This window comes from Butyricicoccus pullicaecorum (assembly GCF_002160355.1).
GTDB classification, from domain to species: domain Bacteria; phylum Bacillota; class Clostridia; order Oscillospirales; family Butyricicoccaceae; genus Butyricicoccus; species Butyricicoccus pullicaecorum.
The window spans coordinates 22,999-35,986 of the sequence record NZ_NFKK01000015.1 but is presented as its reverse complement, the minus strand read 5'-3'; the positions used below and the strand labels follow the sequence as shown (position 1 = coordinate 35,986).

At 57.6% G+C, this 12,988-nt stretch carries 10 protein-coding genes; 9 read left to right on the top strand and 1 reads right to left on the bottom strand.

The features are described from left to right. The first annotated feature begins 6 nt into the window (after nt 1-6). The 7 genes from B5F17_RS11210 (at nt 7) to B5F17_RS11180 (ending at nt 8,978) form a co-directional block, all read left to right on the top strand. On the top strand, nt 7-2,445 hold the full coding sequence (locus B5F17_RS11210; protein ID WP_087373899.1) for a YceG family protein: 2,439 nt from the start codon (nt 7-9) through the stop codon (nt 2,443-2,445). Next, nucleotides 2,442-3,581 (top strand): toxic anion resistance protein, encoded by a 1,140-nt coding sequence (locus tag B5F17_RS11205; RefSeq protein ID WP_087373897.1) that lies wholly within the window; start codon nt 2,442-2,444, stop codon nt 3,579-3,581. The genes B5F17_RS11210 and B5F17_RS11205 overlap by 4 nt, the downstream gene beginning before the upstream one ends. Before the next feature lie 24 nt (nt 3,582-3,605). Then, nucleotides 3,606-4,187, top strand: coding sequence for a TerD family protein (locus tag B5F17_RS11200; protein ID WP_087373895.1), 582 nt, complete (start codon nt 3,606-3,608; stop codon nt 4,185-4,187). A gap of 30 nt (nt 4,188-4,217) precedes the next feature. Then, nucleotides 4,218-4,799: a TerD family protein gene (locus B5F17_RS11195; RefSeq protein ID WP_016149161.1), complete on the top strand. Its 582-nt coding sequence runs from the start codon at nt 4,218-4,220 to the stop codon at nt 4,797-4,799. Between the two features lie 37 nt (nt 4,800-4,836). Continuing rightward, nucleotides 4,837-5,433 (top strand): TerD family protein, encoded by a 597-nt coding sequence (locus tag B5F17_RS11190; protein WP_087373894.1) that lies wholly within the window; start codon nt 4,837-4,839, stop codon nt 5,431-5,433. A 79-nt stretch (nt 5,434-5,512) separates the two neighbouring features. Then, entirely contained in the window at nt 5,513-8,152 is a 2,640-nt protein-coding gene (locus B5F17_RS11185) for a calcium-translocating P-type ATPase, PMCA-type (protein WP_087373892.1), read from the top strand. 64 nt (nt 8,153-8,216) lie between these two features. Next, nucleotides 8,217-8,978, top strand: coding sequence for an HAD family hydrolase (locus B5F17_RS11180; protein ID WP_087373890.1), 762 nt, complete (start codon nt 8,217-8,219; stop codon nt 8,976-8,978). 35 nt (nt 8,979-9,013) lie between these two features. Here the strand turns inward: B5F17_RS11180 and B5F17_RS11175 are convergent, their stop codons facing one another. Continuing rightward, nucleotides 9,014-9,217 (bottom strand): hypothetical protein, encoded by a 204-nt coding sequence (locus B5F17_RS11175; RefSeq protein ID WP_206396731.1) that lies wholly within the window; start codon nt 9,215-9,217, stop codon nt 9,014-9,016. A gap of 178 nt (nt 9,218-9,395) precedes the next feature. Between B5F17_RS11175 and B5F17_RS11170 the strand changes: the two genes are divergently transcribed. Both B5F17_RS11170 and B5F17_RS11165 read left to right on the top strand, forming a co-directional pair. After that, on the top strand, nt 9,396-12,425 hold the full coding sequence (locus tag B5F17_RS11170; protein ID WP_087373888.1) for a glycoside hydrolase family 2 TIM barrel-domain containing protein: 3,030 nt from the start codon (nt 9,396-9,398) through the stop codon (nt 12,423-12,425). Nucleotides 12,426-12,449: 24 nt separating this feature from the next. Beyond that, nucleotides 12,450-12,950: an HD domain-containing protein gene (locus B5F17_RS11165; RefSeq protein WP_087373886.1), complete on the top strand. Its 501-nt coding sequence runs from the start codon at nt 12,450-12,452 to the stop codon at nt 12,948-12,950. The last annotated feature ends 38 nt before the right edge of the window (nt 12,951-12,988 follow it).

Below are 12,988 nucleotides of genomic sequence, written 5' to 3'. Positions count from 1 at the left end.
GAAACTATGCTCAAACGCTTGCAGCTCAGCCAATTTCAAGACTTTTGGACCCCTCTTTCTACCCGCCCTCAGCCCGGTGTCTACTTCTGCCGTGCGGCGGGTTATAGCCCTGCCCTGGAACAGTTCATCGAGCAGGCGCTGCAAAAACGTACCGAGCTGCCCATGCGCCTGACCGGAAAACTGCAAAACCCGGATGGGGGACAACTGGCCTATTTGCGCGAGACCCTGGGCGATGACTTCGCCTGTGATCCCGCGTTTTTCGATACCCAGCTGAAAAAATGGCTGCCGCGCCTGTCTGATGCACAGAGACAGAACCTGTCCGGCTCCATTCATCAGACCTTGCTTTCGCTGCGCGCACAGGGCAAAAACGATAACATGCTGCGCAATGCGTACTTAAAATTCCTGTGCTGGATGTATTATCGCTTTGAACAGCTGCTGCACCGGCTGGGACAAGACCCGCTGCCCAAAATCCTGTACGACGGCCAGCTGAGCGCACATGAGTTGCAGCTGTTCTGCGTGCTGGCAGACGCGGGCTGTGATATCATGCTGATTGAGCCGCAGGGCGACAGCGCTTATCTCACACTCGACCCGCAGAGTCGGGAGACTTACCTGTGTCCCTTCGCCGGACAACAGCCCTTCCCAAATGACTTTTCGCTGGAAACCCGGATGAAGCAGTACCGACCGCCGCGCCCGGCGCAGCCTGCCCGACCGGCTACCCCGCCGGCTGCACGTCCGACCGCTCCGTCATCATCCCGTCCAGCTACCCCGTCGGCTTCGCGTCCGACCGCTTCAGCTCCGTCCCGTCCGGCTACATCCACCCCATCGCCCAGCCGCCCGGCGCAAGCCTCGCGCCCCGCGCCCAGACCCTCCCGCACCCCGGCAGAACTGTTCCCCAATGCGCCGGTGTGTGCGGTCAATACCTGGCTTTCGGGCGATCTGATGGCCGACTCGCTGCGTGATCCTGCCGAGCGCGGCGCGGAACAATCTTACATTTACAACATGTTCGTCCGCATTTTGGGCGTATCCGATAAATCTTCGTACACCCGTGACCTGTTCCTGTGGCGCAAGAAACTGGCCGACACCGGCAGGCACGTGACCGTACTCGAAGAACTTCCCATCCCGACCCCGAACGAGACGGCAAAGGTCGCGCAGTGCAGCGCACAGTCGGCCTCGCAGGTCATCGCCGGGCTGCTGCCCATGCTCCAGCCCACGGCCAACGCTAAGCTGGACGCGGCTGCCGGCCGGGCACTCGTCGAGCTGCTGACCGAGATGGAGAAGGCCAACGAGTCGCCCATGCGCATCAAAAACCGTGCAGTATATATCATCTGCTGGTTCAATCGCTACTTCCGCACCTTGTTCGAGGGCTATTCCAATGGAAAACTGCCCGTTTTGTTCTACTTTGGCATCTGCCGGACGGCGTTCGAGGCCATGTTCCTGCGTTTTCTGGCACGCATGCCCATCGATGTGATCGAAATTTACCCCGAGCACGCGTCAGACTGCCGTCTGACCGACAAATTGCTCTTTGACCGGGTGTATGATGACACCCTGCACCTCGACCGCTTCCCGCAGTCGGCAGACGCGGCCGAGTACAGCACGGCCGCCTACCACGCCGAGCAGGAACTGACCGAAACCCTGTATCAGGACTCCGGCCTGTACCGTGATCGCCAGCACCACAAGGCGACTGCGGTCACGCTGCGCACCATGTGCGAGGAAGTGTACCTGCTGTGGGACAAGGAAGCGCTGCTGCGTCCGGGCTTTGAGACCGTGGACGATACCGTACTCGTCCCCGTGCTGACTGCCAAGGTCAGCGGCGTGAAAAACGCCGACACCGGCGCGTACTGGTCACAGATCAAGCGTCTGGTCGACGAGGACACCCAGGTCGTCACTCGCTTGCCCTATCTGGGCGCGGTCGATCAGAGCAGACTCAACCCCGTACCGTACATCAAAAACCGCAAACTCCAGCGCGATGCGCTCAAAAACAGCCCGGCCTATCCCTACGCTTTGCTCCGACCGGAGATTCAGGACTTCCTGCTGGACAAGGTACAGGCACTCTTGGACAGCGGACTCATCCGCGGCACGTTCTCGCAGGGCATGGAATATAAGATTTTGTCCGTCGCCATGAACCTGCCCAAGGACATCGTGCGCATCCTGCAAAAGGCCGACTTCACCAAGACCGTGCCCAAGCTCATGGTCGTATCGACCGGCGAAGCCCAGTGCAGTCTGGAAGACGCGATTTTCCTCGCACTTCTGCACCTGTGCTGCTTCGACGTGGTGCTGTTCGTGCCGACCGGCTATCAGATTGTGGAGAAATATTACGCCGAGCCGCTCTTTGACGAGCATCAGGCAGGCGAATATCTATATGACTTGCAGCCGCCCTATCTGGGTGGGACTGCATCCGCAAATGAAGGAATCTTCACCCGATTTTTTAGGAGGGGACATTTATGAGCATCAATTTCGGCTCCCGCGCACCCAGTCCGGCGCCTGCACAGCCGCAGGACACCGGGATGGAAGTCGTGCCGTACAACATTCAGGACGACCGCGCCCAGATGACACAGGCGCTGACCGGTACCAAGGAAGTTGACGACATCGTATCCACCATCGAGGTGTACAACCTCGAAACCATCGTCGGGTTTGGCGGCGAGGTTGCATCCGAGATCGCCAAGTGCTCGGACGCGGTGCTGAGCGGCATGAACATGCGCCAGATCGATGATTCGGGCGCGATGCTGGCCGCACTGAGCAAGATTATGGACAAGTTCGACATCGAGGAGATCCGCGAAGACCCCGGATTCTTCGGTCGTCTGTTCTCCAACATGCGCAAGCAGCTGGACAAGATTCTGGATAAGTACCGCACCATGGGCGACGAGGTCGATAAGATCTACGTCCAGCTCAAACAGTACGAGTCCGAGATCAAGGAGTCCAACCGCAAGCTCGAGCAGATGTTCCAGTCCAATCTGGGTTACTATCACGAGCTGGTCAAGTACATTCTGGCAGGCGAACAGGGTTGTCAGGAGATCGCAGCCTACATCGACCAGCGCCGCACCGATCTTGAGCAGACCGGTGACCAGTCCATTCAGTTCGAGCTGCAAACCCTTGAGCAGGCACAGATGATGCTCGAGCAGCGCACCCACGACCTGCGCATCGCGGAAAATGTGGCCATGCAGTCCATTCCGATGATTAAGACCATGCAGTTTGCCAATATGAATCTGGTGCGCAAGATCAATTCGGCCTTTATCATCACCTTGCCGGTATTCAAACAGGCACTTGCACAGGCTATTCTGCTCAAGCGTCAGCGCATTCAGGCCGAGGCCATGAGCGCACTCGACGAAAAGACCAACGAGATGCTGCTGCGCAACGCGCAGAACACCGCCGACCAGTCGCGCATGACCGCACAGCTGGCGTCGGGCAGCTCGGTCAAGATCGAGACGCTGGAAAAGACCTGGAAGACCATCGTGCAGGGCATCGACGATACCCGCCGCATTCAGGAGGACGCACGCAAGCAGCGCGAGAGCGATACCGAGCGCCTGCGCGTCATCCAGGGTGAGTTCGAGCAGATGATGCGCGGACAGAATAAACAGGGATAAATACCCCATAAAGGAGGAAATATTATGCCGATCAGCTTACAAAAAGGACAGAAAGTCGACCTGACCAAGGGAAATCCGAGCCTTAAGCACGTCCTCGTCGGACTGGGCTGGGATGTCAACCGCTATGACGGCGGCTTTGCCTTCGACCTCGACGCGTCGGCGTTTCTGCTGGGCGCGAACGGTCAGACCCCGAATACCGATGCGTTCATTTTCTACGGCAACTTAAAGCACCCCTCGGGCGCCGTCGAGCACATGGGCGACAACCTGACCGGTGAGGGCGACGGTGACGACGAGCAGATCATGGTCGACCTGACCAAGATTCCGGACTCGATCGAAAAAATTGCGTTTACAGTCACCATCTACGAGGCAGAGCAGCGCCGCCAGAACTTCGGACAGGTGGATAACTCGTTCATCCGCATCGTGGACAACGATACCGGCAAGGAACTCATTCGCTACGATCTGGGTGAGGACTTCTCCATCGAGACCGCCATCGTTGTCGGTGAAATCTATCGCCATGGCGGCGGATGGAAGTTCAACGCCGTTGGTTCGGGCTTCCAGGGCGGTCTTGCCGCACTGTGTGCAAATTACGGTATTGAGACCTGCTAAGGTTCAATCGATAAAAAGGAGCGTATTATTATGCCAGTATGTTTACAGAAGGGTCAGAAAGTCAGCCTGACCAAGGATAATCCGGGACTGACCAAGGTCGTTGTCGGCATCGGCTGGGACATCAACCAGTACGACACCGGTACGAGCTTTGACCTCGACTCGTCGGCTTTCCTGCTGACCGGTGCAGGCAAGGTCAGCTGTGCAGAGGACTTCGTCTTCTACGGCAACTTAAAGCACCCGTCCGGCGCTGTTGAGCACCTCGGTGACAACCGCACGGGCGCAGGCGCAGGCGATGACGAGCAGATCAAGATCGACCTGTCCAAGGTACCCGCAAACATTGAAAAGATCGCCTTCACCGTCACCATCTACGACGCTGAGACCCGCAACCAGAACTTTGGTCAGGTGGGTAACGCCTTCGTCCGCATCTACAACGAGGCAACCGGCGAGGAAATGATGCGTTACGATCTGGGTGAGGACTTCTCCATCGAGACCGCAGCCGTATTCGGCGAGCTGTACAAGCACGGCAGCGAGTGGAAGTTCAACGCCATCGGTTCGGGCTTCTACGGCGGTCTGGCTGCGCTGTGCGCAAACTACGGCGTCGAGACCGAATAAAAAAGAAAGATAACTCTGTTTTAGGAGGGATTGTATTATGGCAGTCAGCTTACAGAAGGGTCAAAAAGTCAGCCTGAGCAAGGAAAACCCCGGCCTGTCCCGCGTCATTGTCGGACTGGGATGGGATGAGGCCAAGCCCGCAAAGCGCGGCCTGTTCGGCTTCGGTGCACGCACCCAGGCCATCGACTGCGACGCATCCGCACTCGTATGCGTGGATGGTAAGATTCAGAACACCAAGGATGTCGTGTTCTACAACAACCTGACCCATCCGTCCGGTGCAGTCAAGCACATGGGCGATAACCTGACCGGCGCAGGCGAGGGCGACGACGAGCAGATCGTGATCGATCTCGACCGCCTCCCCGAGCAGTACGACCGCGTTGTCATGTGTGTCACCATCTATCAGGCACGCGAGCGTAACCAGCAGTTCGGTATGATTCAGAACAGCTTCATCCGACTGGTCGATGCGCGCAACAATCAGGAGATCTGCCGCTACAACCTTAGCGAGAACTACGACGGTGCAACCGCTGTCGTATTCGGTGAGGTGTACCGCAGAAATGGTGAGTGGAAGTTCAACGCCATGGGCCAGCCGCTTCAGGTAGGCGGCATCGCCGAGCTGGTCGAGCATTTCCGCTGATCTACAATAGATAGAAAGATGGGGAGAGCGTCCGCCCTCCCTGTTTTTCCGAGATTTTTTTGAGAGAGGTAAGAACCCCATGCATAAGAAGTTAAACGGCCTGACCGCGGCTGAGGTCGAGGAAAGCAGGAAAAAACACGGCGCGAACAGTATCCCGGAGGCAGAGCCGGAAACCTTCTGGCAGCTGTTCCTCGAGGGATTCCAGGACCCGATGATCCGCATTCTGTGCGTCATCGCGGTTATCATGTTCGGTATGTTCCTCGTAGGCGAGAGCGACTGGTATGAGCCGGTCGGTACCATCATCGCCATCCTGCTGGTAAACTTTGTCTCGGCACGTACCGGTGTGGCCAACGACCGCGCATACCGTGACCTCAAGGCGTCCCAGAAGAAGGACACGGTCAAGGTGCTGCGCGAGAGCGTCATCAAGGTCATCCCGGCTGACGAAGTGGTTGTCGGCGACGTCATCCTGCTCCAGTCGGGCGATAAGATTCTGGCCGACGGTATTCTGGCAGAAGGTGCGCTGTCGGTCGATAACAGTGCGCTCAACGGCGAGGCCGAGGAGTGCCCCAAGACCGAAGCCCCGGACGGCTTTGCCATCCCCGAGACCATCACGGGCGACACCTTCGTTGACGCACACAGCCTGTTCCGCGGCGCAACCGTGCTCGACGGTGAGGGCTATATGATTGTTCAGAAGGTCGGCCTTGACACCATGATGGGCAAGATGGCCAAGGACATGGAAGACAAGGAACCCGACTCGCCCCTCAAGGTCAAGCTCAACAAGCTGGCCGGTCAGATTTCGGTATTCGGCTACATCGGCGCAATCATCATTGCACTGGCTTACTTCGTCCACTTTGTCATGCTGGCAGGCGGTCTGTCCGCTTATCTGGCAACCGGCGGTCTGTCCATTCTGGGCGACGTTATGAACGCCGTCGCCATTGCCATCACCATCATTGTCTGTGCGGTTCCCGAGGGTCTGCCGCTAGTTATCGCCCTCGTGCTCATGCAGAACACCGGCAAGCTGCTCAAGGTCAACGTACTGGTGCGTAAGTCCATCGGTATCGAGACCGCAGGTTCGCTCAATATCCTGTTCAGTGATAAGACAGGTACGATCACCAAGGGTCAGCTGGAGGTTGTCGAGTTCTTCGACGGCTGCGGCCGCACGACCGACATCAATACGGCAGCTGCGATGCGCGAAGCGCTGCACCTGTCCATCGGTAAGAACACCGGTGCGCTGTTCGACGACCAGCATCACGTCGTCGGCGGCAACATGACCGATCAGGCGCTCTTGAAGTTCCTCGGTGAGGACGCATTCCACGCGCTGGCAGCCCGCGACGACTGCGAGATCGGCGCACAGCAGGACTTTAACAGTGCCAATAAGTTCAGTCAGGCTTACCTGCCCGATCTGGGACGCACCTTCTACAAGGGCGCACCCGAGCGCCTGCTGGCTAAGGCCAAGAAGTGCCTGGACACGCAGGGCAACGAGGTCGATATCGATGAGACTGCCCTGGGTCAGAAGATCGACGATCTGGCAAACCGCGCGATGCGCGTGCTGGCCTTCGGCTACAGCCGTCAGAAGCTCGTCCGCGACGAGATCCACGACGATCTGGTACTGATCGGTCTGGTTGGTATCCGTGATGACGTACGTCCCGAGGCACGCGAGGCCATCGAGGAGGTACAGAAGGCGGGTATTCAGGTCGTTATGATTACTGGCGACCGCCGCGAGACCGCAATGGCCATCGCACGCGAGGCAAATCTGTACCACGGCGGCGACGAGCTGGTTCTGACTTCTGCCGAGCTGGCTGAGATGAGCGATGACGAGGTCAAGAAGATCATCCCGCGCATCCGCGTTATCTCCCGCGCGCTGCCGACCGATAAGAGCCGTATGGTGCGCCTGTGTCAGGAAATGAACCTGGTTGTCGGTATGACCGGCGACGGTGTCAACGACAGCCCGGCGCTCAAGCGTGCCGATGTTGGCTTCGCGATGGGTTCGGGCACTGAGGTTGCCAAGGAAGCCGGTAAGCTGGTTATTCTGGACGATAACTTTAACTCCATCAAGAACGCCATCTGGTATGGCCGTACCCTGTATATCAACATCCTGAAGTTCTGCAAGATGCAGCTGGTCATCAACCTGGCAGCGGTCTTTGTCTCGGCAATTTCGCCCTTCATCGGCATCGAAAGCCCGCTCAAGGTCACCCACCTGCTGTGGATTAACCTGTGCATGGACTCCCTCGCATCGCTCATGTTCGCGGGCGAGCCGGCACTCAAGAAGTATATGCGCATGAAGCCGCGTCGTCGTGATGAGAGCATCATCAGCCGTCCGATGGCCATTCAGATCGTCATTATGAGTATCTGGCTGACCATCCTGAGCCTTGTATGGTTCAAGGTGCCCTTCTTCCGCGCATGCTTTGCCACCGAAGCCCAGTGGTACACCGGTTTCTTCTGCATGTTCGTCTTTGCCTTCATGGTCAACGCGTTTAACGTGCGCTCGGACGGCCTGAACGTCTTCGAGCACATCGGTGAAAACAAGCGCTTCATCCATATCTGGCTGGCGATCATGGCAGTACAGGTGCTTCTGGTTTCGATCGGCGGCGTGATCGGCGAGATATTCAGCTGCGTACGCTTCGGTTTGGATGGCTGGATTGCGGTCTGCCTGATGGCACTGACCATGTATCCGGTCGACCTCATCCGCAAGATACTCACCCCCAAGCCCAAGGCATAACAAACAATTCGGTGTCCCGTACCCGTCTCGGGGTGCGGGGCACTTTTTTGGTCAGGAGGCGTTTATGGATCTCTTTGCGTCCGATCTGGACAATACCCTGATTTACTCCTATAAGCGAGATATCGGGACGGATACCGTGTGTGCCGAGGTGTACGAGGGAAGACAGGTATCGTTTATGACAAAGCGGTCACGCGAGCTGCTCGAAAAAGTGAACCAGACCATGCACTTTGTACCGGTCACCACCCGGTCGGTGCAGCAGTACCAGCGCATTTGCTTCGGGGATACCTGGTCGCCGCACTTGGCGCTGGCCGCCAACGGCGGGGTACTGCTGCGGGACGGCGTATCCGACCCCGATTGGTACAAAGCGTCGTGTGACCTCATCGCCCCGGCAGAACCGGCCTTGCAGCAGGCCGAAGATGTGCTCGAACATGACCCGAACCGCACGCTGGACGTGCGGCGGGTAGACGGTCTGTTTGTGTTTACCAAGAGCGCGGATGTGCCGCACACGCTGGCGCGTCTGCGGGATGCACTCGACCTGACCCACGTCGAGTTGTTCGAGAATGGAGTCAAGGTGTACGTCGTGCCGCGTATGCTCAATAAGGGCACCGGCGTGCGCCGTCTGCGCGAGCGATTCCCGGAAGCACGGGTGTTTGCCGCGGGGGACAGTTTGTTCGACCTGCCGCTGCTCGCGGCTGCCGACACGGCATTTTGTCCCGATGCGCTGGATTATACCGGTCAGCCCGGCCAGACAGTCGTCACCGTATCCCCGCAGGACGGCATTTTTTCCGACGTGGTACTCGATCGGTTGACCGCAAACAGTAGATAACAGGAAAGGCTCCCGATCGGGAGCCTTTTTGCGCATTATACCTGAGGAACAACGGTCTCGGGGACGGGCGGTACCACTTCACCGCAGCCGGTGCAGATGTCCTGATCGGAAGCACCGTTGCAGCTGATGTAGCTGTCACCGACCGACGCAACCGCGCCGAACTCAACCGGGACAGCAACGCAGATGTCCTGCGAGATGGTGAAAACGCAGTAGCCACTGTCATTGTATGTGACAGACAAAAAGAGATTCCATAAAAATAGGAAAAATCCCGCCGGGGACCGAACGGAGGACAAAAGATGGGAAGGTGACCTTGCTTGCCGCAAACCGCGTGAAAGAGAACTGGTATTCGATAGCCTGTCATGGTAAAATGAAGCCAGAGCCCAAATAAAAGAATTTGCGCAAGATGGAGGCATACTGATGAACCTGCCCACATATAATGAAGACCCCGCCGTGCTGCACGTCGGGACGATGGAAAATCACGCGTATTTCATCCCGTTTTCGGATGAGGAGAGCGAGCGCAGTCACGATCGCACACGCTCGGCGCGTATGACCCTGCTCAGCGGTACCTGGCGCTTTGCCTACTATCCGAACCAGTGGGACGTGCCCGATGCATTCAAAGAAGCCGACTTTGACGCCGACAGCTGGGATGCCATCCCGGTGCCGAGCTGCTGGCAAATGCTCGGATATGACCGGCATCAGTATACCAACATCCGCTATCCGTTCCCGTTCGACCCGCCGTACGTTCCCGAGGATAACCCCTGCGGCGCGTATGTGACCGATTTTACACTGAATACCCCGGACGATGTGACCGAGCTGCACTTTGAGGGCGTGGATTCGTGTTTTTACGTCTGGGTCAATGGCAATTTGGTGGGATACAGTCAGGTTTCGCACTCGACCAGCGCGTTTGATATCAGTGCCTTTGTCCATGCTGGACGCAACCGGCTGGCGGTATTGGTTATGAAGTGGTGCGACGGCAGCTATCTGGAAGATCAGGACAAGCTGCGCATGAGCGGTATTTTCCGCGATGTATACCTGCTGCACCGTCCGCAGCACCATATTTTTGATTACACCGTGCGCACACCGGTGTCGGACGATCTGCGCGAAGCCGCGATTGAATTGTCGGTTGTCTGGAACGATGCACCGGGGCAGGCGATGTGCACGCTGTACGCACCGGACGGCACGCAGCTGGCACAGCAGTCGACCGACGCGAGCGGGAGCGTGCACTTTGCCCTTGACCATCCGGTGCTGTGGAATGCCGAGCACCCGGCACTCTATGAACTGGTCATCTGCGCTGACGGCGAAACCATCGTCCAGCAGGTCGGTGTCAAGCACATTGCCGTTCGGGACGCGGTGCTGTACGTCAACGGCGTCAATATCAAGATCAAGGGCGTCAATCGCCATGATAGCGACCCCTTTGTCGGCTATGCCGTCGAGCGGGAGCATGTTCTGCGCGATTTGCGCATGATGAAACAGCACAATTTCAACGCGCTGCGCACCAGTCATTACCCAAATGCACCTTGGCTGCCCGAACTGTGCGCACGGATGGGCTTTTACATGATCGCTGAGGCCGATTTGGAGACGCACGGCGCGTTCAGCATCTATAATAGCCAGCCTTACGCCGAAGGTGAGTTTGATTATGAGCGCGAACATCCCTCATTTGGCCTGCTGTGTCACGATCCCCGGTTTGCCGATGCCATGCTCGACCGCGTCCAGCGCTCGGTCATCCGGGACAAGAACTGCGCAGCGATTTTGATGTGGTCGCTGGGCAATGAATCGGGCTTTGGCCCCAATCTGGAGCGCGCAGCGCGCTGGGTCAAGACCTACGATCCCACGCGGCTGACGCACTACGAAAGCAGCATTTATTACCTGCCGGACAAGTCGAACGACCTGTCGGACATCGACGTGTACAGTCGCATGTACTCGTCTCCGGCAGCCTGCGACATGTATTGCGAAGAAGATGTGGTGCAAAAGCCCTTTGTACAGTGTGAGTTTGTGCACGCGATGGGCAACGGCCCGGGCGACATCGAGGACTATTTCGCACGTATTTACCGATATGACCAGTTCATGGGCGGCTTTGTGTGGGAGTGGTGCGACCACGCGGTCTGGATGGGCAAGACCCCGGAGGGCAAAGACCGGTATTTTTACGGCGGTGACTTCGGCGAGTTTCCGCACGATGGCAACTTCTGCATGGACGGTCTGGTCTATCCCGACCGTACCCCGCATACCGGCCTGAAAGAGTGGAAAAACGCAGCGCGTCCGGTACGTACACAGTGGAAGAGCGACGATGTCGGACGGGTCACGCTCAAAAACTGTCTGGACTTTACCGATCTGCGCGACGCAGTCACCTTGCGGTACGAAGTCACACAGGACGGCGCGGTCACTCAGAGTGGTACCTGTGATTTGCCGTCCATCCAGCCCCATACCGAAGCCGAGCTGAACCTTCCGCTTTGTCTGCCCCAGACCGGCACCTGCTGTGTCAACCTGTATTACCTGCAAAAGCAAGCGGACGGCGTACACGAGATCGGGGAAGAACTGGGCTTTGACCAGTATGTTGTGCGGCGTGAGCAGCCGAAACAGCCGGCAAAGGCATCGTCTGCAATCACCTGGCAGGAAGATCGTCGTGCGGTGATCGTCACCGGAGCTGACTTCCGCTACGTGTGGAACCGCTGCACTGGGCTGTTTGACGAGATGACCGCTGGACAGATGACCTACTGCAAGCAGCCGCAACAGTGGAATATCTGGCGTGCGCCGACCGACAACGACCGGGAAATTGCACCGGTGTGGCGGCAGGCCGGGTACGATCGCGCACTGGTGCGCGTGTACGACAGCGGCGTGCGGCAGACCGCGCACGGCGTCGAGCTGTGGGCGAATGCGGCACTGAACGCTATTCATATTCAGCACATTGTCGATTTGACCGTCTGTTGGACGATTGCGGGCGACGGCAGCGTGCACTTGCGTGTGGATGGCAAGCACAATGGACAGATGCCGTTCTTGCCGCGTTTTGGTCTGCGTTTGTTCCTGCCGCATGACTTTGAAACCGTGAAGTATCTGGGATACGGCCCGCTGGAGAGCTATATCGACAAACATCAGGCGTCCAAATTCGGACGTTACCGGGATACCGTTACCGGTCTGCACGAAGATTACATCAAACCGCAGGAGAACGGCAGCCATTACGGCTGTACACGGTTGGAAATCGTGTCTGACCGCGGCGCAGCCATCGCGGTGACAGGTGACAGCTTCAGCTTTAACGCCTCGCACTACACCCAGGAGGAACTCGAGCACAAGGCGCATAATTTTGAGCTGACACCCTGCGACGCAACGGTTCTGTGCCTAGACTATAAGATGTCCGGTGTCGGCTCGAACAGCTGCGGTCCCAAGCTGGCCGAGGCTTACCAGCTGTGTGAAACGCAGTTTACCTGGGAACTGGATATGCGGCTTGGTCGGTGAAATAGAAAGGAATTCAAAGAATCGATGAATCAGGAAAGCATACTGCTGCAAAACGCACTGCGCTACGAGGCTGGACACAATCGGCGCACACAGCACATTTTAAAGGTTTATGCCTTAACCCAGCTGATCGGGGAAGCGATAGGATTGAGCGCACACGAGCGCCGGATTGCACAGGCCGCCGCCATTCTGCACGATATCGCAATCAAATATTGTAAGGAGCACTTTGACGGCGATGCCAGTCAGCAAAATCAGCGCCGCGTGGCACCCGAATTGGTGCACGAGTTTTTGCAGCAGGCTGGGTATTCGATGGAGGACGAACCCGAGATTGTGGCACTGGTCGAACAGCATCATGACTATGACCGTCCGCACAACCCCATGCTGCAAGCCTTGATTGAGGCCGATCTCATTGTCAATTGCTATGAGAGTGCACCGGATGAAGCGCAGCGGGCACGTATTCGCTCGTATTTTGTGAGCGATTTGGGCCGGGAACTGTTTGATTTGTACGTGCAGGGCTGCGCAAAATAACGGGTTCTGAACAGATAGCAAAATCCCACCTGTTTTCA